Below are 26,931 nucleotides of genomic sequence, written 5' to 3' on the forward strand. Positions count from 1 at the left end.
CGGCGCCCGGAGCGCCCAACCCCGGGCCGCCCCCGGAGGCTAGATCGCTTCCTTGCGGGTCAGGAAGTTGAACGAGATCCAGCCCGGCAGTACTGGCAGCCAGAACGTCATCAGGCGGAACAGCAGCACCGCCGAGATCGCGACCTCCTTCTCCAGGCCGGCCGCGATCAGGCCCAGCGTCAGGGTGGTCTCCACCGCGCCCATGCCGCCCGGCGTCGGCGCCGCCGATCCGAGCGCGTTGCCCGCGAGGAACACCACCGCGATGCTCGCGTAGCTGATGGCCTCGCCGCCCCCGAACGCCCGGATCGACGCGTCCAGGCACATCACGAAGCAGCCCGTCAGCAGCAGCATCCCGCCGATGCCGGTCACCAGCTTCTGCGGTCGCTGGAGCACGTCCAGCATGCGCGGCACCACGCCCGCGAACAGCGCCCGTACCCGCGTCACCACGAACTTCCGCATGAACGGGACCGCGGTCACCACCAGCACCAGGACCGCCACCGTCAGCAGACCGGCGATGACGGTCCTGGACGGGGTCATCTCCGGGGTCTTCTCGGTTCCGGTCAGGTAGCCGAAGGACAGCAGCAGCAGGATGTGACAGGCCAGCCCGAACAGCTGCGAGGCACCGACGCTCGCGACGGCGAGCCCCGGCCGGACCCCCGCCCGCTGGAGGAACCGGGTGTTCAGCGCGACACCGCCGACCGCTGCCGGAGCCACCAGCTTCACGAAGGAGCCGGCCACCTGCGCGCACACGGTCCGCAGGAACGGCACCCGCTCGGGTACGAAGCCCAGCAGGCTCATCGCCGCCGCGAAGTAGCTGAGCGCCGAGAAGGCGAGGGCCGCGCCGACCCAGCCCCACTGCGCCTCCGCGACGATGGTCCCGAAGTCCACGTGGGCGAGCTGCGTGAGCAGGAAGTACGCGCCGAACGCGCCGGCGATGAACGAGACCAGGGTGCGCGGCCGGATCCGCTCCAGCCGGGCCGGTTCCACCGGCGCCTGCGGGCGGATCAGCAGCACCTGCTGGCGGATCTGGCTCAGCAGGTCCTCCTCGCGGGCCCCCTCCAGGGCGTCGTCCAGGGCCTTCTTCTCGGCCTTCCGCTCGGCGGCGGTGACGGGGCTCGTCACGGGCGCGCCCACGTCGGCCGAATCCGCCTCCCGTGCCGCCTTCGCCGACCGCGAGGACTCCAGTACGGCTTCCCGCTGCCGATCGGCCCGCTCCCGGGCCAGCTTGCGCAGCGTCGCCCGCGTGGAACGGCTCAGCGCGATCGGCTGGAGCAGCGGCAGGCAGTCCGCCACCGCGTCCGGCCCGAGCACCGACACCGCCGAGGCGACCGCCCGCTGGGCGCCGACCCGCAGACCGAGCGTGGTCAGCAGCTGCGCGATGTCCATCCGCAGGACCAGGTCGCCCGCGGCGATCTCGCCGCCGCGCAGGTCGGTGAGGATGACGTTGCCGTAACGATCCACCACCAGGGCGTCCCCGGTGAGGCGGCGGTGCGCGATCCGCCGCGACTGCAGGGCGCGTACCTGCTCCCACGCGTTGCGGGTCAGCCGGTCGGTGATCTCCTCGTCGGACAGGGAGTCCAGGGTCCGGCCGCCCAGGTGCTCGTACACCAGCATCACGGCGTCCGGTCCGAGCTCGGAGGTGGCGATCAGCTTCGGCGCGTTGGCCCCGGCCGCGATGGCGGCGTACGCGAGGAGCGCCTCCTGCTCCAGCGCCTGGCGCAGGGACTGCAGGCTGCGCCGGGTCGTGATGCCGCGCAGGGTGAGCCGGCGCCAGACCCGGTAGAAGAAGCCCTGCGCCTGCTGCTCGCGGTCGACGACGGTGACGTCGAGCGCTGGGCCGTCCTCCAGGGTGACGTGGTAGCGCCGCCCCCGGTCGCTCACGTCGGGCGCCTCGGGGCTCTCGGGGCCTTCGGCGCGCCGCGCGCCGACCGGCTGGAAGCCGACCCGGCGCAGTCCGGCGAGGAGGTTCTGCACGGTGGGGCGCACATTGGGCGAGCCGACGGCGTACAGGGTGCCGTAGGCGACGCTCCATCCGAGCAGCACGGTCAGGATGATCGAGAAGGGGGTGGTGTAGCCGCCGACCAGCATGGTGAAGGCGTCGAGCAGCAGGACCACCCAGAGGGCGACCCGCCAGCGCGGTCTGCGGGTCATCCCGACGGCGGTCATGTACGCGATGACCGGCGCGAGGTAGCCGTGCACGGGGTCGGTGAGGGCCCCGCCGGCGCCGGTGGGGCGGGTGAGCGCCTCCTGGATGGTCTGCGGCGCGGCCTGGGAGACCCACAGGTCGGTGGCGAGGGTCACGCCGTGCGCGAGGACGGCGGCGAGCACGCCGTCGGCGATGCGCAGCCCGTCGCGTTTGATCAGACGCTCGATGGCGAAGGCGACGGGAAGCAGCAGCACGGCGATGCTGGACACCAGCGCGGCGACCTTGATCAGCAGGTCCGGCGCCTGGCCGGTGCCCTTGCTGATGTCGGACTGCAGACCCACGGTGGTGCCGTGGGCGAAGGCGGCGATGCCGAGCACGACGGCGATGCCGAGCATGCCGACGAGGAGGCGTACGAGGTCGGACGGCCGGTGCACGCGGGCGGCGAGGAGCGGTTCGTCGGCTTCGACCTGGTCGGCGGCCGTGGGGGTGTGACCCTGCGTGCCTTGCGGGCCTTGCGGGCCTTGTGCGCTGTCGTCGTTGCCGTGGCCCGTGCCGCCGGTGTCACCGTCCGGACGCCGATGGTCCGGGAGCGGGGCGGGGTCGCGGTCCGGGCGGGGGGCGGGGCCGTCGTCTGGGCGCGCACCGTCGTCGGCGGCCGCGCCTTCCGGAGGGCTCACACCCTGCTCCTTCGTCGTCACTTCCGTCTCTTCTTGATCACGTATCACCAGTCACCGCCCGGAAGATGGTGGCACGGACTGGCGGGCGGAGAGGGCAGCAGGGTGCGCGCCGGTGCGGAACACAGGCTTCCGTCGACCGGCGGCCGACGTGCTGCACCATGTCCTGAATGAGCGAAGAGCTGCCCGCCTACGCGGAGCGCGTGCTGGAGGTGGCCGAGCGTATTCCGCCCGGCCGGGTGATGACGTACGGGGACGTGGCCGAATGGCTCGGCGAAGGCGGACCGCGCCAAGTCGGCCGTGTCATGGCCCTGTACGGAGCCGCCGTGCCCTGGTGGCGCGTGGTGCGGGCGGACGGCGTACCGCTGCCCGGAAGCGAGCCGCGCGCCCTCGCGCACTACCGGGCCGAGGCCACCCCGCTGCGGCTGACCGGCGGCGGCGAGCCGCGGCTGAACATGCGGCGGGCGCGCTGGGACGGGGCCGGGGGCGGGGACGGGGACCCCGGACAGGACGATGCGCGCGACGAGGCTCACACCTGACAGCTTCCGCCATGCGCGGCTTGAACGGGCGGTCGAGCGCCCGTGCGAAGGCCCGTACGGGGGACCCGGGGGAACTGCGCGGGGGCGTCCGGTTGCCGTAGCGTTGCGTCTTCGGCCTCGCCCTCCCCGGCCGCGGCCTCCCTGTCGGCTCCGGTCGACGCAGCACGATCCGCACCACCGGCACCAACCGCACACCTCGCACCAACCGCACACCTCGCAGACCCACCAGGACCGGCATTCCACGTGATCACCTCTTCCTCCGACCGCTCCGAGCGGCGGCGTACGCGGACCCCTGACGCGTACCGCCTCGTACGCGGCGGACCGGAACGGGTGGATCCCCCTGTTCTGGACGCAGCGCAGCAGGCCGTGGTTGACCACACCGCCGGACCCCTGCTGGTCCTGGCCGGGCCGGGCACCGGAAAGACGACCACGCTGGTCGAAGCCGCCGCCGCGCGCGTCGAGGCGGGCACCGACCCCGCCCGGATCCTCATCCTCACCTTCAGCCGCAAGGCGGCGGTGGAACTCCGCGACCGGACCGCCCTGCGCCTCGGCGGCGCACGGGCTCCGCAGGCCACCACCTTCCACTCCTTCTGCTACGGGCTGGTCCGCGCCCACCAGGACGCCGACCTGTTCGCCGACCCGCTGCGGCTGCTGTCCGGGCCGGAGCAGGACGTGATGGTCCGCACCCTCCTGGAGGGGCAGCGCCGGCTGCGCTCCATCCGCTGGCCCGACGACCTGCGGGCCGCGCTGACCACGCGCGGCTTCGCGGACGAGGTCCGGGCGGTGCTCGCCCGCGCCCGGGAACTGGGCCTGGGCCCGCAGGCCCTGGCGGACTTCGCCGCGCGCATCGGCCGCCCGGACTGGAAGGCGGCGGCGGCCTTCCTCTCCGAGTACCTGGACGTCCTGGACATGCAGGGCACGCTGGACTACGCGGAGCTCGTCCACCGCGCGGTGCTGCTGGCGGAGCGCACCCCGTCCCTCGCCGCCACGTACGACGCGATCTTCGTGGACGAGTACCAGGACACGGACGCCTCGCAGCTGCGGCTGCTGCGGGCGCTGACCGGCCCGGGCGGCACCCTCGTCGCCTTCGGCGACCCGGACCAGTCGATCTACGCCTTCCGCGGCGCCGACATCAACAACATCCTGGACTTCGAGTCGTCCTTTCCGGGGGCGGAGGTGCGGGCGCTGACGGTCGGCCGCCGCTCCGGCTCCGCCCTGCTGGCCGCGACCCGCCTCCTCACGACCCGGATGCCGGTGCCGCGCCTGCCCGCGGCGGCGGTACGCGCCCACCGCGACCTCAGCGCCACCCGACGGGGAGGCAGCCTGGAGGTCTTCACGTACCCGACGGCGGGCACGGAGCTCGACAACATCGCGGACATCCTGCGGCGGGCGCACCTGGAGGACGGGGTGCCCTGGCAGGACATGGCCGTCCTGGTCCGCTCCGGCGGCCGCACCCTTCCGGCGATGCGCCGCGCCCTGATCGCGGCGGGCGTCCCGGCGGAAACGGACGCCGCGGTCATCCCGCTCCGCCACGAACCGGCGGTGGCCCCCCTCCTGACGGCCCTCCGCACGACGGCCACAGCCGCGGCCGGCCTCCCGCCCGCCCCGACCCCCGCAGCCTTGGCCGAGGCCACCCCGGGCCCCGACTCCGTGGTCGCGCCGATCCCGGCCGGCCTCGGCTCGGGATTCGCCGCGGGCACCGAGGTGGGCCCCGGCGCAGCCGACCTGGCCGTCCTGGCGGAGCCTGGCGCAGCCGACCCGACCGACCCGGCCGACCCCGGCGCAGCCGCCTCCGCTGACCCCGGCGCAGCCGACCCGGCCGTCCTGGCGGAGCCTGGCGCAGCCGCCTCCGCTGGCCCCGGCGCAGCCAACCTGGCCGAGCCCGCTCAGCCTGGCGCAGCCGACGCGACCGACCTGGCCGACCCTGCTGGGCCCGGCGCAGCCGCCGACCTCGCCGACCCGGTCGAGCCTGGCGCAGCCGCCCCGGGTGACCCCGCTGAGCCCAGCGCAGCCGAGACGGCCGAGACGGCCGGAGGTGACGGGTGGATCGGGGTCGAGGCCGCTCTCGTGCTGCTCGCCTCGCCGCTCGGCGGGATGGATTCCGCCGATCTGCGGCGGCTCGGCCGGGCGCTCCGGGACGAGGAGCGCGCTGCCGGCGTCAAGGTGCCCGCGCCCTCTGACGTCCTGCTCGCCCGCGCCCTCGCCGAGCCGGAGCGGCTCGTCGCGCACGATCCCGCCTACGCCCGCGGCGCGCAGCGCCTCGGCCTGCTCCTGCGCAAGGCCCGCGAGCTGCTCCAGGGCGGCGGCACCGCCGAGGAAGCCCTGTGGACGCTGTGGGACGGCACGCCCTGGCCGCAGCGGCTGGAGCGCAACGCCCGCCGCGGCGGCACGGCCGGCCGTAACGCCGACCGTGATCTCGACGCCGTCTGCGCCCTCTTCGACACCGCCGCCCGCGCCGAGGAACGTACCGGCGGCCGTGGCGCGCTGAACTTCCTCGAACAACTGGAGGCGGAGGACATCGCCGCCGACACGTTGACGACCCGGGCCGTCCGCACCGACGCCGTCCGGCTCATGACCGCCCACCGCTCCAAGGGCCTGGAGTGGTCCCTCGTCGTCGTCGCCGGGGTCCAGGAGGGCCTCTGGCCCGACCTGCGCCGCCGCGGCTCCCTCCTGGAGGCCGACCGGATCGGCCGTGACGGCCTCGCCGAGCCCCTCACCCCCGGCGCGCTCCTGGCCGAGGAGCGCCGCCTCTTCTACGTCGCCGCCACCCGCGCCCGCGACCGCCTCGTCGTCACCGCCGTCAAGGCTCCCGCCGAGGACGGCGACCAGCCTTCCCGCTTCCTCACCGAGCTCGGCGTCCCCCCGCGCGACGTCACCGGCCGCCCCCGCCGTCCCCTCGCCGTCCCGGCGCTGGTGGCCGAGCTGCGCGCCACGACCGTCGACCCGGACGCCTCGCCGGCGCTGCGCGACGCCGCCGCCCGCCGCCTCGCCCGCCTCGCCGCGCTCACCGACGACGAGGACCGGCCGCTGGTCCCCGCCGCGCATCCGCAGCGCTGGTGGGGCCTGTACGAGCCCACCCGCAGCAGCGTCCCGCTCCGCGACCGCGACCGGCCCGTCGCGCTCTCCGGCAGCGCCTTGGAGCAGCTCGCCAACACCTGCTCCCTCCAGTGGTTCCTGGGCCGTGAGGTCAAGGCCGACGCCCCCTCCACCGCGGCCCAGGGCTTCGGCAACGTCGTCCACGTCCTGGCCGACGAGGTCGCCTCCGGCCGTACCCCCGCCGACCTGGCCGTCCTCATGGAGCGCCTCGACTCCGTCTGGGACGCCCTCGCCTTCGACGCGCCCTGGAAGTCCCGCCAGGAGAAGGACAACGCCCGCGCCGCCCTGGAACGCTTCCTGCGCTGGCACACCACCGACCGCGGTGGCCGGGCGGCCGTGGCCACGGAGCACGCCTTCGACGTCACGCTCGAAGCGGGCGAGTACGCCGTCCGGATCCGGGGCTCCATGGACCGGGTCGAGGCGGACCCGCAGGGGCGTGCGTACGTCGTCGACTTCAAGACCGGCAAGGCCGCGCCCACGAGGGACGAGGTCGCACGCCACCCCCAGCTCGCCGTGTACCAGCTCGCCGTGCGCGAAGGCGCCGTCGACGAGGTCTTCGACGGGCTGCGCCCCGAGGCCGGCGGCGCCGAGCTCGTGCAGCTCCGCCAGGGCGCCGCGCAGCGCGACGGCGGCGATGTCGTCCCCAAGGTCCAGGCGCAGCAGCCGCTCGACGGGGAGTGGGTCGGCGACCTGCTCGCGACCGCCGCCGGCCGGGTCCTGGACGAGCGGTTCGCGCCCGCCGCGGGCAAGCACTGCGACCACTGCTCCTTCCGCAGCTCGTGCAGCGCCCGCCCGGAGGGCCGCCAGACCGTGCAGTAAGCGGGGGAACGGGGGAGCGGGCGGGAACGCGAGAGCGGGCGGGAACGCGGGAGCGGGAAGCGTCACCGGGCGGCCGGGCCCCGGTCGGCGGGGACTGTCAGCGGGGGCGGCTAGCCTCTTCACGTGTCCGCGCGTCCGTCCGTCCTCACCGACCCCGAGCAGCTCAAAGAGCTCCTCGGTATCCCCTTCACGCCCGAACAGATGGCCTGCGTCACCGCGCCGCCCGCCCCGCAGGTCATCGTCGCCGGCGCCGGCTCCGGCAAGACCACGGTCATGGCCGCCCGCGTCGTGTGGCTCGTCGGCACCGGAGCGGTCGCGCCCGAACAGGTCCTCGGTCTGACCTTCACCAACAAGGCCGCCGGGGAGCTGTCCGAGCGCGTACGCAAGGCCCTCGCGCGGGCCGGCATCACCGACCCGGACCCCTCCCCGGCCGAGGCCGACGCGGCCGGCGGCGAGCCGCGCATCTCGACGTACCACGCCTTCGCGGGCCAGCTCCTGAAGGACCACGGCCTGCGCATCGGCCTCGAACCCAGCTCGCGCCTCCTCGCCGACGCCACCCGCTTCCAGCTCGCCGCGAAGGTGCTGCGGGAGGCCCCCGGCCCCTATCCGGCGCTCACCAAGTCGATCCCCGCCCTGGTCAGCGACCTCCTCGCGCTCGACGGGGAGCTCTCGGAGCACCTGGTCGATCCGGCCGAGCTGCGTCGGTACGACACCGCCCTGCTGGACGTCCTCGCCGGCACCAGGCTCACCAACGACGATCTGCGCAAGGTCCCCGAAGCCGTGCGCGGCCGCCTCGAACTGCTGGAGCTGGTCGACCGCTACCGCGCCGCCAAACGCTCCCGCGACCTGCTCGACTTCAGCGACCAGATAGCCCTCTCGGCCCAGCTCGCCACCACCCGGCCCGAGGTGGGGGCGCTGCTGCGCGAGGAGTTCCGGGTGGTCCTGCTCGACGAGTACCAGGACACCTCCGTCGCGCAGCGGCAGCTGCTGTCCGGTCTCTTCGGCGCGGGCACCGGGCACGCCGTCACGGCCGTCGGCGACCCCTGCCAGGCGATCTACGGCTGGCGCGGCGCGTCCGTGGCCAACCTCGACGACTTCCCCGAGCACTTCCCGTACGCCGACGGACGCCCGGCCACCCGCTACTCGCTCAGCGAGAACCGGCGCAGCGGCGGCCGCCTCCTGGACCTGGCCAACGGGCTCGCCGCCCCGCTGCGCGCCCTGCACGAGGGGGTGGAGGCGCTGCGTCCGGCGCCCGGCGAGGAGCACGCCGGCTCGGTCCGGTGCGCCCTGCTGCCGACGCACGCCGAGGAACTGGAGTGGCTCGCCGACTCCGTCGCCCACCTGGTCCGCACCGGGACCGAGCCGCGGGAGATCGCGGTGCTGTGCCGCTCCGTCGCGGACTTCGCACAGATCCAGGCCGTTCTGGTGGCCCGGGACGTGCCGGTGGAGGTCGTCGGCCTCTCGGGGCTGCTGCACCTGCCGGAGGTCGCGGACCTGGTCGCCGTCTGCGAGGTGCTCCAGGACCCCGGGGCCAACGCCTCCCTCGTCCGGCTCCTCATCGGCCCGCGCTGGCGCATCGGGGCGCGCGACCTGGCGCTGCTTGGCCGTCGCGCGCGGATGATGGTCGGCCGTACCGCGGGTGCGGCGGACGACCCGGACGAGCGGCTCGCGGCGGCGGTCGAAGGGGTCGACCCGGCGGAGATCGTCTCGCTGGCCGACGCCCTGGAGACCTTCCTCGACGGGGCCGGGCACTCCCAGGCCCCGGACGACCTCCCCTTCTCCGCGGAGGCCCGGGTCCGCTTCGCACACCTCGCCCAGGAGCTGCGCGACCTGCGGCGCTCTCTCGCCGACCCCTTGATGGACGTCCTGCACCGCGTCCTGGCGACGACCGGGCTGGAGGTGGAACTGTCGGCGTCCCCGCACGCGCTGGCGGCCCGCCGCCGGGAGACGCTGTCCGCCTTCATGGACGTGGCCGCCGGCTTCGCGGCGCTCGACGGCGAGGCCTCGCTGCTGGCCTTCCTGGCCTTCCTGCGCACCGCCGCCCAGTACGAGAAGGGCCTCGACCACGCCCTGCCGGGCGGGGAGAACACGGTCAAGGTGCTCACGGCCCACAAGTCCAAGGGGCTGGAGTGGGACGTGGTGGTGGTCCCGGACCTGTGCGCGGGTGCCTTCCCGAAGGAGAAGGCGCCGGAGGCCTGGACCTCGTACGCGAAGGTGCTCCCGTACGCGCTGCGCGGCGATGCGCCCACCCTCCCGGCGGACCCGGCCTGGACCTCGGCCGGCCTGAAGTCCTTCAAGGCGGCCCTGAAGGACCACAAGGCCACGGAGGAACTGCGTCTGGGGTACGTCACCTTCACGCGCCCCCGTTCGCTCCTCCTGGGCTCGGGCCACTGGTGGGGTCCGAGCCAGAAGAAGCGCCGCGGCCCGTCCGAGTTCCTGACCGCCCTGTACGAGCACTGCGCGGCCGGGTCCGGCGAGATCGAGGCCTGGGCGGCCGAACCGGACCCGTCCGCCGAGAATCCGGCCCTGTCGACGGCGGAGGGCGCCCCCGACCACTCCTGGCCCCTCCCGCTGGATCTGGAATCCCTCACCCTGCGCCGGGCGGCGGCGGCCCTGGTGGAGTCCTACGTCGCGACCCCTCCGCCGCCGCCCCCGACTCCGGCTTCGGAGGAGGACGACTCCTACCTCTGGCCCCCGCACTGCGAGGAGCCGTCCTCCGCCTATGAGCCTTGGCCGTACGACGACCCGTCGGCGCGGGACCTCTCCGGCGCCGATGAGCCGTGGCCGTACGACGACCCGCCGGCCCCCGGCGCCCCCCGCCCCGACGGCGCGGCCCCGTCCCTCCCGAAGCCCCGGCCCGCCGCTGCCCCGCAGGGTGGCGACCCCGGCGCGGGCCCGGCGCCGCAGGACCCGTACCCCGGCGACCTCTGGCCGGAGGACCTCTGGGCCCCCGACGGGCCCGGCTCCGGCGACGGCCCGGCCGGGCCCGCGGCGCCCCGCCCGGGCAACGGCGCGGCCGACCCCGCAGCCGACTCCGCAGCCGACCCCACAGCCGACCCCGCAGCCGACCCCGCGGGCCGCCCCGCAGGCAGCCCCGGCAGTGGCCCCCTCACCCCCGAAGAGGCGCGGGCCGTCGCCTCCTGGGACCGGGACCTTGAGGCCCTGGAGGGGGAGCTGCGCCGTGCCCGCGCGGCCGTCCGCGACGTCGAGCTCCCCGCCTCCCTCTCCGCCAGCCAGCTGCTCCGGCTCGCCGCCGACGAGCAGGGCTTCGTACGGGACCTCGCCCGCCCCATGCCCAAGCCCCCCCAGCCCGCGGCGCGCCAGGGCACCCGGTTCCACGCCTGGGTCGAGTCCCGTTTCGACGAGCTCCCGCTCCCGCTGCTCGACGTCCTCGACCCCGCCACCGAGCTGCCCGGCTCCGACCAGGAGATCGCCGACGAGGCCGATCTCGACTCCCTCAAGGCGGCCTTCGAGCGCAGCCCGTACGCCGAGCGGACCCCGTACCGCATGGAGGCCCCGGTACAGCTCACCCTCGCCGGCCGGGTCGTCCGCGGACGGATCGACGCCGTGTACAAGAACGACGACGGCTCGTACGAGGTCGTCGACTGGAAGACCGGCCGTACGACCGACGCCGACCCCCTCCAGCTCGGTGTCTACCGCCTGGCCTGGGCGGAAGCCACCGGCACCCCCTTGGACCGGGTCACCGCCGCCTTCCTGCACGTCCGCAGCGGCCGCGTGATCCGCCCCCGCGACCTCCCCGACCGTGCCCGTCTTGAGCGGATCCTCCAAGGGGAAACGGGCGGGGAGAGTGCCCGACAGGCGGACGGCTAGGCTCGTGGGCATGAGCGACAGCCAGCCGGACAGCGTCGTCCGCACGTACATCGACACCCACCGCGCCGCCTTCCTCGACGACCTCGCCGAGTGGCTGCGGATCCCCTCCGTCTCGGCGCAGCCCGAGCACGCGGGCGACGTACGCCGCAGCGCCGAATGGCTGGCCGCGAAGCTCAAGGAGACCGGCTTCCCGGTGGCGGAGGTGTGGGAGACGCCCGGCGCGCCCGCCGTCTTCGCACACTGGCCGAGCGACGACCCGGCCGCTCCCACCGTTCTCGTGTACGGGCACCACGACGTGCAGCCCGCCGCCGTGGCCGACGGCTGGCACACCGACCCGTTCGAGCCGGTCGTCAAGGACGGCCGGATGTACGCGCGGGGCGCCGCCGACGACAAGGGGCAGGTGTTCTTCCACACCCTCGGTGTACGGGCCCACCTGGCGGCCACCGGCGCCGCCGCCCCCGCCGTGAACCTCAAGCTCCTCATCGAGGGCGAGGAGGAGTCGGGTTCCACCCACTTCCGCCCCCTGGTCGAGGCGCGCGCCGACGAGCTCGCGGCCGATGTCGTGATCGTCTCCGACACCGGCATGTGGTCGCCGACCACCCCCACCGTCTGCACCGGCATGCGCGGGGTCGCCGACTGCGAGATCGACTTCCACGGTCCGGACCAGGACATCCACTCCGGTGCCTTCGGCGGGGCCGTGCCCAATCCGGTCGCCGTCGCCGCGCGCCTGGTCGCGGACCTGCACGACGCCGAGGGGCGGGTCACCGTCCCCGGCTTCTACGACGGCGTCGCCGAGCTCACGGACGCGGAGCGGGCGCTGATCGCCGAGCTCCCCTTCGACGAGGACGAGTGGCTGCGTACGGCGAAGTCCCACGCGGTTTCCGGCGAGGCCGGCTACTCCACGCTGGAGCGGGTCTGGGCCCGCCCGACGGCCGAGGTCAACGGCATCGGCGGCGGTTACCAGGGACCCGGCGGCAAGACCATCGTGCCCTCCTCCGCCCACCTGAAGCTGTCGTTCCGCCTCGTGTCCGGGCAGGATCCGTACGAGGTGGAGGCAGCCGTCAGGGAGTGGGTCACCGCGCGGATCCCGGCCGGAATCCGGCACTCCATCACCTTCGGCGCCCCGACCCGGCCGTGCCTGACGCCGCTGGACCACCCGGCCCTGCAGTCCGTCGTACGAGCCATGGGCCGCGCCTTCGGCCAGAAGATCCGCTTCACCCGTGAGGGCGGCTCCGGACCCGCGGCGGACCTCCAGGACGTCCTGGGGGCGCCCGTCCTGTTCCTCGGCATCTCCGTCCCGTCCGACGGCTGGCACGCGCCGAACGAGAAGGTCGAGCTGGACCTCCTCCTCAAGGGCGTCGAGGCCACCGCCTACCTCTGGGGCGACCTGGCCGCCACCCACGGGAAGCCCGCCTGACCCGTCCGTCCCTTCCCGTCCCGCAGCGGCACCAGCACCAGCACCACGCCACGCCACGCCGCGAGCCATTGAGCAACCTGCCTTGTCCCACCACCGGGGGAGTTGGAAGTACCTGTGAGCACCCATACCGAGCGCCCTGTCTCGCTCACCGCGCCCAGCGGAATCGACCGCGCCGCGCACCACCGCCTGGACGAGGCGTGGCTCGCCGCCGCCTGGAGCCACCCGACGACCCGCGTCTTCGTCGTCTCCGGCGGTCAGGTCCTGATCGACGACACCCCCGACGGAGGCACCGGGATCGTGATGACCCCGGCCTTCGAGGCCCCGGTCACCGAGACGCACCGCTACTTCCTGGGCACCGACGAGGACGGCGTACGGTACTTCGCCCTGCAGAAGGACTCGCTGCCGGGCCGGATGGACCAGTCGGCCCGAGCGGCCGGCCTGCGCGAGGCCGGACTGCTGCTGCCCCCGCGCGACGCCGGGCTGATGGTGCACGCCGTGGCGCTGGAGAACTGGCAGCGGATGCACCGTTTCTGCTCCCGCTGCGGCGAGCGCACGGTGGTCGCGGCCGCCGGGCACATCCGCCGCTGCCCCGGCTGCGGCGCCGAGCACTACCCGCGTACCGACCCGGCCGTGATCATGCTGGTCACGGACGAGCAGGACCGCGCGCTGCTCGGCCGCCAGGTGCACTGGCCGGAGGGGCGCTTCTCGACGCTGGCCGGGTTCGTGGAGCCGGGCGAGTCGATCGAGCAGTCCGTCATCCGCGAGGTGTGGGAGGAGGCGGGCGTCAAGGTCGGCGAGGTCGAGTACGTCGCCAGCCAGCCGTGGCCCTTCCCGTACAGCCTGATGCTGGGCTTCACGGCCCGTGCCGTCACCTCCGAGATCACGGTGGACGGCGAGGAGATCGAGGAGGCCCGCTGGTTCTCGCGCGAGGATCTGCGCGCGGCGATCGAGGCGGGCGAGGTGCTGCCGCCGTCGGGCGGGATCTCCATCGCGGCCCGGCTGGTCGAGCGCTGGTACGGACAGCCCCTGCCGCGGCCGAATGCGTGACGCGTCACACGTAAGCCCGGTCACACGCCCGGTCACAGCAGAAGGCCCCCGCCGAGGCGGGGGCCCTTCTGTACGCGCAGCCGTCGCGTCCCGCGTCCGGGGACGTCCCGGATCAGACGGCGAGGGCCTGCTTGACCTGGGCCAGGCTCGGGTTCGTCATGACCGACTCGCTGCCGGCGGGGGAGACCACGAGGACGGTCGGGACCGTCTGGTTGCCGCCGTTCGCCTTCTCGACGAACGCCGCGGACTCGGGGTCCAGCTCGATGTTGATCTCGTTGTAGGCGATGCCTTCCCGGTCCAGCTGGGACTTCAGCCGGCGGCAGTAACCGCACCAGGTCGTGCTGTACATCGTCACGGAACCCGTGTCCTGCATGCTGCGCTCTCCTCTGTGGGGTCTCGAGTGAGGTCTCGTTCGTCCGAGTACACGAACGTACGGGACGGCGCCGCCATTCCCGTACGGCCGGTGCGGCGGGTCCATCAGGTGCGGTGTGACAAGTACGACGGACAGGTGCGGCCTGTGGACAAGTTTCCCGGCCGACCCACCAGACCTGGCAGCATGGCGGGGTGACAGCAGCAACGCACTCCTCATCCTTCCCCGCCGCCGCCGACTCGGCCGACGCGGTGCTCCTGGGCCTCGACCCGGAGCAGCGCGAGGTCGCGACGACCCTGCGCGGGCCGGTGTGCGTGCTGGCGGGCGCCGGCACCGGCAAGACCCGCGCGATCACCCACCGCATCGCCTACGGCGTGCAGTCCGGCCAGCTCATGCCGGCCAGCGTGCTGGCCGTGACCTTCACCAACCGCGCCGCCGGAGAGATGCGCGGCCGCCTGCGCACCCTCGGCGCGGGCGGGGTCCAGGCCCGGACCTTCCACTCCGCCGCCCTGCGCCAGCTCCAGTACTTCTGGCCCAAGGCGGTCGGCGGGGACGTGCCCCGGCTGCTGGAGCGCAAGATCCAGTTCGTCGCCGAGGCAGGCGCGCGCTGCCGCGTCCGCCTCGACCGCAATGAGCTGCGCGATGTCACCGGCGAGATCGAGTGGGCCAAGGTCACCCAGACCGTGCCCGCCGACTATCCGGCGGCCGCCCTCAAGTCGGGCCGCGAAGCCCCCCGTGACCTGGCGGAGATCGCCCAGATCTACGGCACGTACGAGCAGCTCAAGCGCGACCGCGGCATGATCGACTTCGAGGACGTGCTGCTCCTCACCGTCGGCATCCTCCAGGACCGACACGACATCGCCGAGCAGATCCGCTCCCAGTACCAGCACTTCGTGGTGGACGAGTACCAGGACGTCAGCCCGCTCCAGCAGCGGCTGCTGGACCTGTGGCTCGGCGAGCGCGACAGCCTCTGCGTCGTCGGCGACGCCAGCCAGACCATCTACTCCTTCACCGGCGCCACCCCCGACCACCTGCTGAACTTCCGCGTCCGCTACCCGCAGGCCACCGTGGTCAAGCTGGTCCGCGACTACCGCTCCACCCCCCAGGTCGTGCACCTGGCCAACGGCCTCCTGAACCAGGCCAAGGGCCGGGCCGCCGAGCACCGGCTGGAGCTGATCTCCCAGCGCGAGACCGGTCCCGACCCGGTCTACGCCGAGTACCCGGACGAGCCCGCCGAGGCCGAGGGCGTCGCCGGCCGGATCCGCGACCTGATCGCCGCGGGTGTACCGGCCGGTGAGATCGCCGTGCTCTACCGCATCAACGCCCAGTCCGAGGTCTACGAGCAGGCGCTCGCCGACGCCGGGGTCCCGTACCAGCTGCGCGGAGCCGAGCGGTTCTTCGAGCGCCAGGAGGTGCAGAAGGCGATCCTCGCGCTGCGCGGAGCCGCCCGATCCGGCGGGAACGACCCGCTGCTCGACGATGTGGTCGAGCTCGGCTCCCAGGTCCGGGCCGTGCTCAGCTCCCTCGGCTGGACCAGCGAGCCGCCTGCCGGCTCCGGCGCCGTTCGCGACCAGTGGGAATCGCTGGCCGCGCTGGTCCGCCTCGCCGAGGACTTCGCCCGGACCCGGCCCGGTGCCACCCTGGCGGACCTCACGGTCGAGCTGGAGGAGCGCAAGGCCGCGCAGCACGCCCCGACCGTCCAGGGCGTCACCCTCGCCTCCCTGCACGCGGCGAAGGGCCTGGAGTGGGACGCGGTCTTCCTCGTCGGCCTCACCGACGGCATGATGCCGATCACATACGCCAAGACCGACGAGCAGGTCGAGGAGGAGCGCCGGCTGCTCTATGTCGGGGTCACCCGTGCGCGACTTCACCTGACGCTCTCCTGGGCGCTCTCCCGCGCCCCGGGCGGGCGGGCCTCCCGGCGCCCCAGCCGCTTCCTGAACGGCCTGCGGCCGGGCTCCGCGGCCCCGGGCAGCGCGGCGGGCGGCGCGGCCGAGCGAGGGGCCCGCAAGCGCGGCCGCCGCGGACCGGTGCTGTGCCGCGTCTGCGGCAAGACCCTGACCGAGGCCGGCGAGCTGAAGCTGATGCGCTGCGAGGACTGCCCGTCCGACATGGACGAAGGGCTGTACGAGCGGCTGCGCGAGTGGCGCTCGGCCCAGTCGAAGGAGCAGGGCCTGCCGGCGTACTGCGTCTTCACGGACAAGACGCTGATGGCGATCGCGGAGGCCGCGCCGTCCGAGGAGGGCGAGCTCTCGATGATCTCGGGCGTGGGCGGTCGTAAGCTTGAGCGGTACGGAGCCGAGGTCCTGGCCATCTGCGCAGGTCAAGAGCCGGGGACGGAAGATCCTGACGACGCGTAGAAACTCGTCGGAAAAATAGTTTGCGCATGCCCAGCGAATCCCCATAGGTTCTTAGCAACGGAAACGGTGGCTTCTCCGAAGCCCTGGATCCGTGCTGTACTGATCCGAATACGCATGGGACAGGCCCCCGGGCCCGGTCCCCGAGACGCCGAGAGGAGGCGAGACCCCGTGACCAGCTCCATGACCATCACCAAAATGACCGATCACTCGGTTGCCGCCTCCTGCCCGCTCGGCTCCTCCTCGCTCCTCCCGATTCTGGGTACCGGTCTGTCCGCGATGCGCGCTGACAGCCCCGCCCTGCTTGCTGCTCTCCCCGTGAGCGAGCGGAATGAGCGACCGACCCAGGCACCGGTGGCAGTACTGGAAGCCCAGGCGCATGGCGCCTATGGCTTCGCGGCCGCAGCCGGTGCCGGATCCCAGAAGCAGACGAAGAAGCAGACGAAGCAGCAGCACCACCTGATGTGGGCCTTCCGCGGGCTCGAACCCTGGAGTGATCCAGCCTGATCGCATGATCAGGCCGGCGCCTTCAGGGCCGCGGAACCCCACCCGGGATCCGCGGCCCTTCTGTTTGTCCCCGAACGGGGACGACAGCGCGAAGGGGCCTCGGGACTGGCAGAACCAGTCGGTGTGTAACGCAGCCCAGCCGAACCCGGCCGACCGGCCGGAACGACTAGCCGACCAGACGAGGAAGAAAACACCGTGCAACTCGAAGCGCACGCCCCGTCCGTACCGCAGACCCAAACGATCTCCCCGCCCGCAGTCCCGGAGGACTCCACCTTGACTCCGCTCACCGCGCTCACCGCGCTCGACGACGCCATCGAGAACCTCGGCGTACCCGTCCCCTGCCGCACCTTCGACCCCGAGGTCTTCTTCGCCGAGTCCCCGGCGGACGTCGAGTACGCCAAGTCGCTCTGCCGCACCTGCCCGCTGGTCGAGGCCTGCCTCGCCGGGGCGATCGAGCGCCGCGAGCCCTGGGGCGTCTGGGGTGGCGAGCTCTTCGTCCAGGGTGTGGTCGTCGCCCGCAAGCGGCCGCGTGGCCGTCCGCGCAAGAACCCGGTCACGGCATGAACGCCATCGGAACCATCGACCGTCCCCTCACGCGCGACCCCCTGAAGCAGGCCCTCATGACCCCGCACACCACGAGCGAGCAGCCGCACGGCGCCGCCACCGCAGACTTCATCACCGCCGGCGCGATCACCTCGCGTCAGAACAGGACCCGCGAAATGCAACTCATCCCAGAAGCCCTGGCTCGTGCCCATATGGACGACCGCATGCGTGAGGCCGACGCCGAGCGTCAGGCCCTGCGCCTGGTCGCCGCCCGCCGCATGCAGCGGCGAGCCGAGCGCGTCTCGCTGCGCGCCCGGCGTGCGCTGGCCATGGCCGTCATGCAGTAAGGACTGACGGCCGCCGAAGAAACACCGTCCCGTGGGGACCGGTCCGAACGGACCGGTCCCCACGGTGCGTTGCCGAGCGCTGTCCAGCCCCGCGGCGATATCGTCGGGAGGTGGACCAGCCGACCCCCCACCCCGCCCACCCGCCGGGAAACGAGGCCCAGCCCGTCGTCTGCGCGCGCTGCGGCGCCCAGTCCCCGGACGGCGCCCCGCCCACCTGGACCTGCTCCATGGAGAACGGCAGGAGGCAATACTTCTGCCACGACTGCGCCCGGGCCAACATCCGGGCGATCGAGGGCAGGCTCGACTCCTCCTGGTGGTGACCGGCCCAGCGCCTGGGGCCGTTACTCCGAGGGCAGGAACCCCGGTAGCCAGGACTCCAGTTCATCCCGCAGCCGCACCGTCGCACCCAGCTGGCACAGCACGCCGATGGTGCTCAGCGTCACCCGGTGGATCAGCAGGTACGAGGGCGGCAGATTGATCTGCCGGCCCAACTGGTGCGCGGGCGACCGAGGATCGGCGATCCGGGCCGCCTGGCCGCGCAGCCAGGGCCGGGTGAAGGTGAACTCCTCCGCCTCGGCTGGCTCGATGATGGGCTTCAGGTACTCCAGCACGGCCTCGGGGTCCAGTTCGATGGATTCCTTCACGAATCCCTCGGCGCACAGGTGCCCGTAGACCCCCTCGGCGTCACTGTCCAGCGTCAGCCGCAGTGACCTGCCGATGGGCTCGGGCCAGCCGCCCGGCAGCCGGTCGACCGTGCCGAAGTCGAGTACGCCCAGCCGCACCCGGCCGTCCGGCCCGGATATCAGCCTGAAGTTGCCCGGATGCGGATCCGCGTGCAGCAGCCCGGTGCGGGCCGGTCCGGAGAAGAGGAACCGGGCCAGCAACTGCCCGGCGCGGTCGCGCTCCTCCTGGCTGCCGTCGGCTATCACCTCCGACAGCGGCGTCCCGTCCATCCACTCGGTCACCAGCACCTGGTCACCCTGGTGCACGACATCCGGTACGACGACATCCACATCGCCCTCGAACGCGTCCGCGTGCGTCCGCTGCGCCTCGGCCTCCAGCTCGTAGTCGAGCTCCTCCGAGACCCGGTCGCGCAGCTCCTTGATCAGCGGCTTGATGTCCATGCCGGGGATCAGCGGTCCCAGCAGTCCCGCGAACCGGCCCAGCTGCTTGAGGTCCGACAGCAGCGCCTCACCGGCCCCCGGGTACTGGACCTTGACCGCCACCTGCCGGCCGTCGTGCCACACCGCCCGGTGCACCTGCCCGATGGAGGCTGCCGCAGCCGGCTTGTCCTCGAACTCCTCGAACAGGTCCCGCCAGTCCGCGCCCAGCCGCTCCGCCAGCACCTGGTGCACTGTCGCCGCCGGCAGCGGCGGTGCCGCCTCCTGAAGCTTGGTCAGCGCCGCCCGGTAGGGGCCGGCGACTTCCTCGGGCAGGGCGGACTCGAAGACCGACAGGGCCTGCCCGAACTTCATGGCCCCGCCCTTCAACTCGCCCAGGGTGCGGAAGAGCTGCTCGGCGGTGCGCTGTTGGAGCTCGCGCGCCACTATCTCCGCCGACCTGCCGCCGATCCGTTTGCCCAGCCCCCAGGTGGCCCGGCCCGCGATGCCGAGCGGCAGCGCGGCCAGCTTGACGGTACGGGTGACCGCCTTCCGGGGAAGATCAGACATACGCCCCTCCATTTCCCAGACAGCTGCGCCGCAAGCGGCGGTTCAAGGTGGCCTCTCGGACGAAACGCATCCTGTCATGGCCCTTCTCCGCCCTCGGAGCCCGATCCTCCCCCCGCCCGCTCCAGTACCGCTCGACGGGCCCCTTTTCGGCCGGTCGCGCAGTCGGCGTCGGAGTCCGCCTCCGCGAGGACGGCCGCGCCGCACGGGCAGTCGGGGTGCGGGCGGACCGCGGAGGGCTCCCAGCGGAGTGTGGGCAGGGCCGCCTCCCAGCGGGAGCCGGTCGAAGCGGGCAGCTCCCCGTCGAGGAAGGACAGCGCGTGAGCCGCGGCCAGGCCGGCCACCGCCGCGGACAGGCCGAGGTCGCAGGCCGCGCTCGAGCGACGGCGGTGGGCCGAGCGCCACTGGACCAGCATCCTCGGCCAGGCCGGGTCCCGGTCCACCCGCTCGCGCTCCATGCATCCCGCGCACGCGGTGGCACCCGGCAGCACCATCGGCCCCACCAGCCCGGTACCCTCCAGCACCCCCGCATACAGGTGGGGGACGCCCGTGGCGACCCAGTCGGCAGCCGTGTCCGGATCGGGCGCCCACGCCTGCAGCCCGTCCCGCGGAGCGACGACCACCAGGGCCAGCCCCGGCTCCGGCCCCTCGCCCTCCCCGGCCCGCGGAGCCCGGACGGGGGCCGACTCGCGCACCAGCCTGCCCGCGGCCTCGGCGCGCAGCCGGCCCACACTCCCGGGTCCCAGCCCGCCCGGCGCCACATCCGCCGGCTCCACCCGGCCGCCGTCGAGCACTTCGACCCGGCCGATCCCCGCTCCCGCCAGGACCGCCGCGATCACCCCGCCCACCCGGCCACTGCCGCGCACTTGGACCCGTATCGCCCGGCGCGCGGCGACAGCCCGTAAGTCCCCGCCCGGTTCCCGGCGGACGAGGGAGAGCGAGCTCAGATCGGGCCCCAGCCGCTCCAGGGTCTCCGGGCGTCTGCGCACCGCCTGGGCTCGCGGCCCGCCCGCCGTGGCGTCGTCGAGCAGGCCGGCCGCGGCCAGCCGCCGGACCAGTTCGTCCGCCCGGCCGGCCTGCAGCCCCATCCCGGCAGCCTCGGCCCGCAACAGGTCCATCCCCCTCGTCCCGTCGATCCGGTCGATGAGCGAACCGGTCGCCGTGTCCACCGGGCCGAGCACCACCGCGTGGGCGGGGGTCACCCCGAACTGCACGGTCTGCAGATTCCGCCAGGCCCGTGCCAGCGCGGGCTTCACCTTCGGATACATCGCCAGTCCCCCTCGATCCCCGTGTCGCTTCCTCCCTGCTTCCGCAACATTGCCCGCCCGTCGGAATCCGTGCCAAATTTTGTCCACAGGCGGGGTGTATAAGGCATATGAGATGAAGAGTTCGCGTGCGCCGGAGACCGGCCGTGAATCGATCACGTTCGAGGCGTGGAGGGGCGCGACGTCGGCCACGGCTTGCGGGTACCGTCGTCGCGTGTCCGCCGACCCATCGCAACGCGCCGTCGAAGTCCGCCGGAGCGCGCGCCGCCGCAGGACCGTATCCGCCTACCGCGAGGGTGAGCGTACGGTCGTGCTCATCCCTGCCCGGATGTCCGAGGCCGAGGAGCAGCGCTGGGTGGGGGTCATGCTCGACAAACTGGCCGCGCAGGAGAGCAGACGCACCCTCGGGGACGCGGAACTCACCGAGCGCGCCGAGCGTTTGTCCGAGCAGTACTTCAGCGGCAGCGCCCGCCCCCGCTCCGTCCGCTGGGTCACCAACCAGAACACCCGCTGGGGCTCCTGCACCCCGGCCGAGGGCAGCATCCGGCTCTCGCACCGCCTCCAGGGGATGCCGGAGTACGTCGTCGACTACGTGCTCCTGCACGAGCTGGCCCACCTCCTCGTGCCCGGCCACGGTCCCCGTTTCTGGCAGTTGCTGGAGGCGTACCCCCGGACCGAGCGGGCCCGCGGCTATCTGGAGGGAGTGGTCGCCGCCGAGCGCCTCCCGAAGGTTCCCGCCGCCCGCGAAGAATGACCGCGACGCATGACCGCGACGAGACCTCGTCCCATGACCGTGAGATCACGAACCGAGATATGTACCGGCTCGGTACCGACTTGGCCGGATGTCGGCAGTTGCCGTTAGCCTGAGCGGCACGGATTCACAGTCGGGATGGGGGACGGTCGTTACGTATGGCCAGGGAATTCCAACGCGGCCACAAGGCCAAGATCAGTGATCTGACGGCGGGCACCGATCTGTACGTGGGCGTCCAGATCGCCGGGCCCGGACTCGCCTTCGACATCAGCTGCTTCGGCCTCGACGCGAACGAGCAGCTGTCTGACGACCGCTACTTCGTCTTCTTCAACCAGCCGAAATCGCCGGAAGAGTCCATTCAGCAACTCGGTGCGCAAGCCGGTGACACTGAATCCTTCCGGGTGACCCTGGACCGCATTCCGGCGGGCATCCACAAGCTGTCCTTCACCGCCACCATCGACGGCGCCGGACAGATGTCGCAGATCGGTCCGGGCTACATCCGGATCGTGGCGGGAGGCGAGGAGGTCGTCCGGTACGCGTTCACGGGTGCGGAGTTCAGCACCGAGCGCGCGGTGATGCTCGGCGACTTCTACCTCAAGGACGTATGGCGCTTCGCCGCCGTCGGCCAGGGCTTCGACGGCGGACTCGCCGCCCTGCTGAAGAACTTCGGCGGCGAGGTCGCCGAGGAATCCCAGCCGGAGCAGCAGCCTGCGGCCCAGGGCGGCGCCGCGCCCGGGTTCGCCCCGCCGCCCCAGGCCGCCGCCCCGGCGCCGTCCTTCGGCGCCCCGGCGCCCGCGCCGCACGTCCCCGCCCCGCAGGCTCCGGCGCCCGCGCCGTCCTTCGGCGCACCGGCACCGGTACCCGCACCGGCACCGGTACCCGCACCGGCACCGGCACCAGCACCCGTACCCGCGCCGGCCCCGCAGCCCCAGCCGCAGGCGTACCGGCAGCCCGCCGCGGCCGCGCCGGTGCACGCCGCGCCCACCATGGCCGCGCCGCTCGCCCCACCGGCCCCCGCGCCCTACGGCCAGCCGCAGCCTCCGCAGCAGCCCTCGTACGGCCAGATCCCCGGCCAGTACCCGGCCCAGGTCCCCCCGCACGCCCCCGCCCCGTACGGGCAGCAGCCGGCCTACGGTCAGACGCCCGGCCAGCCTCCCGGCCAGCAGCCCGGTTACGCCCCGCAGGCGGCCGCCGCCGCGCCCGGTCTCGCCGCCGCGCTCCAGCCGTACAAGGAAGCACCCACCGGCGCCCGCTGGACCCCTCAGAACCAGCAGCTCATGCGGGTCGACCTCGCCATGGGCGGCCAGGCCGTCCTCGCCCGCCAGGGCAGCATGGTCCTCTACCAGGGCAAGGTCGACTTCAGCTACAAGGGCGCGGGCTTCGCCGGACGCATCGTCGGCAACGCCACCGGCCAGGAGATGCAGCTCATGCGCTGCACCGGCCGCGGCCAGGTCTTCCTCGCGGAGAACAACGCCCACCTGCACGCCATCGAGCTCCAGGGCGACGGAATCTGCGTCTCCGCCGAGGCGGTCCTCGCCTTCGACGAGACGCTCCAGCACGAGGTCCGCCGCATCGAGGGCCACGGCATCCCCGGCGGCGCCCTGTTCACCATGCAGTTCCAGGGCTCCGGCACGGTGATCGTCAAGACGCGCGGCGTCCCGGTCGTCCTGCCCGTCACCCCGACCACCTTCGCGGACAGCAACGCCATCGTCGCGTGGTCGTCCGCCTCACAGGTGATCCTTTCCAGCCAGGTCCGGCTCCGGCGCAACGCCTACCCCGGTCACAGCGGGGAGACCGTGAACCTCCAGTTCCGCGGCGCTCCCGGCAACTTCATCGTCGTCCAGCCGTACGAGGTCTGAGGGAGCCCGACATGAACGCAATGAACCAGCAGCTCGCGGGCTACGCCCCGACCCCCGTCACGGCCCGCATGGAGAACCACGGCCGGGCCATGCTCAAGGTCGCCATGCAGAGCGGCCAGGACCTCTTCGCGCGCACGGGCTCGATGGTCGCCTACGAGGGCTTCGTGCAGTACGAGCCCAACCCGCCGGCCGTCCGCCAGATGGCCTCGCAGTGGATCACCGGCGAAGGCGCACCGCTGATGAAGTGCACCGGCGACGGCCTGCTCTACCTCGCCGACTACGGCGCCGACGTCGTCGTCATCAACCTCAACAACGACGCGCTCTCGGTCAACGGCACCAACCTGCTCGCCTTCGACGCGCACCTCCAGTGGGGCGTCGAGCGGGTCAAGGGCCTCGCCAAGTTCGCGGGCCAAGGCCTGTTCAACGTCCAGATCTCGGGCACCGGCTGGGTGGCCCTGACCTCCCGCGGCACCCCGATCGTGGTCGACTGCGGCCGCGGCGAGGACGAGACGTACGTCGACCCCGACGCGCTCGTCGCCTGGTCGCCGAACCTGAAGGTCAAGGGGAAGCGCAGTTTCAAGGCCTCGTCGATGATCGGCCGGGGCAGCGGGGAGGCCTACCAGATGGCCTTCTCCGGCCAGGGCATCGTCGTCGTACAGCCCAGCGAGGACAGCACCGACCGGCTCCGGGCCCGGGGCTGAGGGGGAGCGGACACATCATGCAGAGCGCACTTTTCGCCCACACCGAGGCGCAGTCCCAGGACCGGTACACCGTGCAGAACCCGCAGCTGCTGCGGGTCTCGCTGACCGGCACCGACGACGTACTCGCACGCAAGGGCGCGATGGTCGCCTACCAGGGGCTCATCGACTTCGACGGCGAATACCAGACCAGCAGCCAGCGGGGCGCCCGCCGCAACACCGGCGAGGGCCTGGACCTCATGCGCTGTTCCGGGCAGGGCACGGTCTACCTGGCCAACCTCGCCCAGTACGTCCACGTCGTGGACGTGGACCAAGAGGGCCTCACGGTCGACAGCAGCTACGTCCTGGCCCTGGACTCCACCCTGCACACCGAGGTCATCGCGGTGGACAGCCAGTACGGAATCTCAGGGTCCGGCAAGTACCAGCTCAACATCACCGGTCGCGGCAAGGTCGCGCTCATGACCTCCGGGCAGCCGCTGATGATGCACGTCACGCCCGACAAGTACGTCAACGCCGACGCGGACGCGATCGTCGCCTGGTCGACCTCGCTGCGGGTGCAGATGCAGGCACAGACGCACTCCACCGGCGTGTGGCGCCGCCGCGGAAACACCGGCGAGGGCTGGGAGCTGAGCTTCCTCGGCACCGGCTTCGCGCTGGTGCAGCCCAGCGAGGTGCTGCCGCCGCAGAACGCGCAGCTCGGGCAGGGCGTCGCGGCGCAGTTCGGCATGGGCCAGCAGGGCGCCCACTCCCAGAACCAGAACAACGCCTGGAACTGACAGCGGACAGCGGGACAGCGGGACACCGTCACCCCAGCACCCCGGCACCCCGGGGCACAGGCCGCAAGGCCGAGAACCACGAAGGCACAAGGCGAAGGGCGGCTCCGCACGCTGCGGGGCCGCCCTTCGCCGTACCGGTACGGTCAGATCCGCGCCCGGGCCGCCTCCATCAGCCGCACGACCGAGGTGTCGGCCACCGCCGCCACCTCCTCGTACGGGAACCAGCGCAGGTCGAGCGACTCCTCGCTGATCTCCGCCACGGCATCGGCCGGCGCCAGCGCCGCGTACTGCACGTCCAGGTGCCAGTTGCACGGCGCCGGGATCGGATGCCGGTCCAGCCGCACCGGACCACCGGGCAGCAGCGTCAGCCCGGCGGCGATGCCCGACTCCTCCCCGGCCTCGCGCAGCGCAGCCTGCGCGAGCGTGGCGTCACCCGGCTCGCAGTGGCCGCCCATCTGCAGCCACATGCCGAGCTTCTTGTGCAGGGTCAGCAGCACGCGCCCGCGCTCCGGGTCGACCACCAGCGCGCTGGCGGTGATGTGCCCGGCCGCGCAGGGCTTGTAGACCCCGTCCGGATGCTCCGCCAGGTGCTCCAGGTAAAGATCGCCCAGCTCGGTCTGGCCCGCCTCGCCGTTCCCCTCGTAGCCCTTCAGTACGAGGACCGCATCGTCGTACAGGGTCACTTCGCCTCGTCGCCGTCCTGGTCGTCCCGCTTGCGGGCGGCCTCGCCGAGCATCTTGTCGATCTCGGAGAAGTCCAGGTGCTCGCGGTGTACGAAGCCGTCCGGGTCGTCCAGGTCGGAGGCGGTCGGAAGCATGTCCGGGTGCTCCCACAGCCCGTCGCGGCCGTCCACACCGCGCGCGTCGGTCAGCGAGGCCCACAGCCGCGAGGCGTCGCGCAGCCGGCGCGGGCGCAGCTCCAGGCCGATCAGCGTCGCGAAGGTCTGCTCCGCGGGGCCGCCCGAGGCACGGCGCCGGCGCATGGTCTCGCGCATCGCGTCGGCCGAGGTCAGCCGGGGCTTGGCCGCCTCGTGCACCACCGCGTCGACCCAGCCCTCGACCAGAGCGAGCGCCGTCTCCAGGCGGGCCAGGGCCGCCTTCTGCTCAGGGGTGTCCTGCGGCTGGAACATCCCGCCCTGCAGAGCCTCCTGCAACTGCTCCGGATGGGACGGGTCGAGCTGGCCGACGACGTCCTCCAGCTTGGAGGTGTCCACCTTGATGCCGCGGGCGTAGCCCTCGACCGCACCGAACAGGTGCGAGCGGAGCCACGGCACGTGTGCGAAGAGCCGGGCGTGAGCCGCTTCGCGCAGCGCCAGGTACAGCCGGACCTCGTCCGCGGGGACGCTCAGGTCCTTGCCGAAGCTCTCGACGTTCAGCGGCAGCAGGGCGGCCTTGCCGACCGGGCCCAGCGGCAGCCCGATGTCGGTCGAACCGACGACCTCGCCCGCGAGCACGCCCACGGCCTGGCCGATCTGCTGGCCGAACATGGCCCCGCCCATCGAGCGCATCATCCCGAGCAGCGGGCCCGCCATGGCCTGCATCTCCTCGGGCAGGACGCCGCCCATGGCCGCGCCGACGCGCTCGGCGACCGGGTCCACGAGCTCCTTCCACACCGGAAGGGTCGCCTCGACCCACTCGGCGCGGCTCCAAGCCACCGCGGTGGCCGCGCCGGAGGGCAGCGAGGTGGCGCCGTCCAGCCACAGGTCGGCGAGGCGCAGCGCCTCCTCGACGGCGGACTTCTCCGCGACGCCGACGCTGGTGTCCTTCACGCCGTCCGCCGTGCCCTGGGCGACGGTCTGACGGGCGATGTCCTTGGCCATGTCCCAGTTCACGGGACCGCCCTCGTAGCTGAGCATCTGCCCGAGCTGCTGGAAGGCCGCGCCGAGGTCGCCCGGGTTCATCGAGCCGAACATCGCGGCGAACGGATTGTCCGCGCCGCCCTGGCCGCCGGCGCCGCCCGGCAGACCCATGCCGGAGAACCCGAACGGATTCGCCGGGCCGCCCTGACCGCCCTGACCGCCCTGATTGCCCTTCTTCTTGCCTTCGTCGCCGTCTTCCGGCTCCTCCGGCGGAAGGCCGAATCCGAATGGGGTGTCGCTCACGGGTTTCCTCGGCTCGTAGGGCCGCCGGCGGGAGCCGACGGGCAATGGTCCGACAACACCTCTCAGCGTAGACACCACACCCGCTTACGGGCTCGGTGCTCCGCTGACTCCTGGGCTGCGG

20 protein-coding genes are annotated in these 26,931 nt (G+C 73.1%); 14 read left to right on the forward strand and 6 right to left on the reverse strand.

Annotated features, from left to right (window positions below; translation table 11 throughout):
- Window positions 1–39 precede the first annotated feature (39 nt).
- Window positions 40–2,871 carry a lysylphosphatidylglycerol synthase domain-containing protein gene (locus ABZX75_RS19875; RefSeq protein WP_355412199.1) on the reverse strand — a complete coding sequence of 944 codons (2,832 nt, stop codon included), beginning with the start codon at window positions 2,869–2,871 and terminating at the stop codon, window positions 40–42.
- A gap of 119 nt (window positions 2,872–2,990) precedes the next feature.
- On the opposite strand from ABZX75_RS19875, the gene ABZX75_RS19880 reads away from it, so the two are divergent.
- The 5 genes from ABZX75_RS19880 (at window position 2,991) to nudC (ending at window position 13,569) form a co-directional block, all read left to right on the forward strand.
- The gene (locus ABZX75_RS19880; RefSeq protein ID WP_355412201.1) at window positions 2,991–3,359 is read left to right on the forward strand and encodes an MGMT family protein; all 369 of its coding nucleotides are present in this window, start codon (window positions 2,991–2,993) and stop codon (window positions 3,357–3,359) included.
- A 243-nt stretch (window positions 3,360–3,602) separates the two neighbouring features.
- The gene (locus tag ABZX75_RS19885) at window positions 3,603–7,274 is read left to right on the forward strand and encodes an ATP-dependent DNA helicase (RefSeq protein ID WP_355412203.1); all 3,672 of its coding nucleotides are present in this window, start codon (window positions 3,603–3,605) and stop codon (window positions 7,272–7,274) included.
- Between the two features lie 123 nt (window positions 7,275–7,397).
- Window positions 7,398–11,105, forward strand: coding sequence for a UvrD-helicase domain-containing protein (locus ABZX75_RS19890; RefSeq protein WP_355412205.1), 3,708 nt, complete (start codon window positions 7,398–7,400; stop codon window positions 11,103–11,105).
- Between the two features lie 10 nt (window positions 11,106–11,115).
- Entirely contained in the window at window positions 11,116–12,522 is a 1,407-nt protein-coding gene (locus tag ABZX75_RS19895; RefSeq protein ID WP_355412207.1) for a dipeptidase, read from the forward strand.
- Between the two features lie 102 nt (window positions 12,523–12,624).
- Window positions 12,625–13,569, forward strand: coding sequence for an NAD(+) diphosphatase (gene nudC / locus ABZX75_RS19900; protein ID WP_355412209.1), 945 nt, complete (start codon window positions 12,625–12,627; stop codon window positions 13,567–13,569).
- Window positions 13,570–13,681: 112 nt separating this feature from the next.
- On the opposite strand, the gene ABZX75_RS19905 is transcribed toward nudC, so the two are convergent.
- The gene (locus ABZX75_RS19905; RefSeq protein WP_355412211.1) at window positions 13,682–13,942 is read right to left on the reverse strand and encodes a mycoredoxin; all 261 of its coding nucleotides are present in this window, start codon (window positions 13,940–13,942) and stop codon (window positions 13,682–13,684) included.
- 191 nt (window positions 13,943–14,133) lie between these two features.
- Here ABZX75_RS19905 and ABZX75_RS19910 point away from each other — a divergent pair, with 191 nt between their 5' ends.
- The 5 genes from ABZX75_RS19910 to ABZX75_RS19930 all read left to right on the forward strand — a co-directional run bounded on the left by ABZX75_RS19910 (window position 14,134) and on the right by ABZX75_RS19930 (window position 18,013).
- The gene (locus ABZX75_RS19910; RefSeq protein WP_355412213.1) at window positions 14,134–16,299 is read left to right on the forward strand and encodes an ATP-dependent DNA helicase UvrD2; all 2,166 of its coding nucleotides are present in this window, start codon (window positions 14,134–14,136) and stop codon (window positions 16,297–16,299) included.
- Window positions 16,300–16,479: 180 nt separating this feature from the next.
- Window positions 16,480–16,803 carry a hypothetical protein gene (locus ABZX75_RS19915; RefSeq protein WP_355412445.1) on the forward strand — a complete coding sequence of 108 codons (324 nt, stop codon included), beginning with the start codon at window positions 16,480–16,482 and terminating at the stop codon, window positions 16,801–16,803.
- Between the two features lie 195 nt (window positions 16,804–16,998).
- Window positions 16,999–17,367 carry a WhiB family transcriptional regulator gene (locus ABZX75_RS19920; protein ID WP_355412215.1) on the forward strand — a complete coding sequence of 123 codons (369 nt, stop codon included), beginning with the start codon at window positions 16,999–17,001 and terminating at the stop codon, window positions 17,365–17,367.
- Window positions 17,364–17,693, forward strand: coding sequence for a hypothetical protein (locus ABZX75_RS19925; RefSeq protein ID WP_355412217.1), 330 nt, complete (start codon window positions 17,364–17,366; stop codon window positions 17,691–17,693). Before ABZX75_RS19920 ends, ABZX75_RS19925 begins: the two co-directional genes overlap by 4 nt.
- 110 nt (window positions 17,694–17,803) lie before the next feature.
- Complete coding sequence (locus ABZX75_RS19930; RefSeq protein WP_355412219.1) at window positions 17,804–18,013, forward strand: hypothetical protein; 210 nt, start codon at window positions 17,804–17,806, stop codon at window positions 18,011–18,013.
- Between the two features lie 21 nt (window positions 18,014–18,034).
- Here ABZX75_RS19930 and ABZX75_RS19935 read toward each other — a convergent pair whose 3' ends face one another.
- Window positions 18,035–19,363: an AarF/ABC1/UbiB kinase family protein gene (locus ABZX75_RS19935; protein ID WP_355412221.1), complete on the reverse strand. Its 1,329-nt coding sequence runs from the start codon at window positions 19,361–19,363 to the stop codon at window positions 18,035–18,037.
- Window positions 19,364–19,437: 74 nt separating this feature from the next.
- Window positions 19,438–20,628 carry a TOMM precursor leader peptide-binding protein gene (locus tag ABZX75_RS19940; protein WP_355412223.1) on the reverse strand — a complete coding sequence of 397 codons (1,191 nt, stop codon included), beginning with the start codon at window positions 20,626–20,628 and terminating at the stop codon, window positions 19,438–19,440.
- A 211-nt stretch (window positions 20,629–20,839) separates the two neighbouring features.
- Between ABZX75_RS19940 and ABZX75_RS19945 the strand changes: the two genes are divergently transcribed.
- The 4 genes from ABZX75_RS19945 to ABZX75_RS19960 all read left to right on the forward strand — a co-directional run bounded on the left by ABZX75_RS19945 (window position 20,840) and on the right by ABZX75_RS19960 (window position 24,709).
- Complete coding sequence (locus ABZX75_RS19945) at window positions 20,840–21,379, forward strand: M48 family metallopeptidase (RefSeq protein WP_355412225.1); 540 nt, start codon at window positions 20,840–20,842, stop codon at window positions 21,377–21,379.
- 155 nt (window positions 21,380–21,534) lie between these two features.
- Entirely contained in the window at window positions 21,535–23,235 is a 1,701-nt protein-coding gene (locus ABZX75_RS19950) for a TerD family protein (RefSeq protein WP_355412227.1), read from the forward strand.
- A gap of 20 nt (window positions 23,236–23,255) precedes the next feature.
- Complete coding sequence (locus ABZX75_RS19955) at window positions 23,256–23,936, forward strand: AIM24 family protein (protein WP_355412447.1); 681 nt, start codon at window positions 23,256–23,258, stop codon at window positions 23,934–23,936.
- A 17-nt stretch (window positions 23,937–23,953) separates the two neighbouring features.
- On the forward strand, window positions 23,954–24,709 hold the full coding sequence (locus ABZX75_RS19960) for an AIM24 family protein (protein ID WP_355412229.1): 756 nt from the start codon (window positions 23,954–23,956) through the stop codon (window positions 24,707–24,709).
- Between the two features lie 143 nt (window positions 24,710–24,852).
- Here the strand turns inward: ABZX75_RS19960 and ABZX75_RS19965 are convergent, their stop codons facing one another.
- Window positions 24,853–25,392 (reverse strand): NUDIX hydrolase, encoded by a 540-nt coding sequence (locus ABZX75_RS19965; RefSeq protein WP_355412231.1) that lies wholly within the window; start codon window positions 25,390–25,392, stop codon window positions 24,853–24,855.
- Window positions 25,389–26,810 (reverse strand): zinc-dependent metalloprotease, encoded by a 1,422-nt coding sequence (locus tag ABZX75_RS19970; protein ID WP_355412233.1) that lies wholly within the window; start codon window positions 26,808–26,810, stop codon window positions 25,389–25,391. The genes ABZX75_RS19965 and ABZX75_RS19970 overlap by 4 nt, the downstream gene beginning before the upstream one ends.
- Window positions 26,811–26,931 lie beyond the last annotated feature (121 nt).

It is taken from the genome of Streptomyces sp. NPDC003038 (assembly GCF_040611115.1).
In the GTDB taxonomy this organism is placed as follows: Bacteria; Actinomycetota; Actinomycetes; order Streptomycetales; family Streptomycetaceae; genus Streptomyces.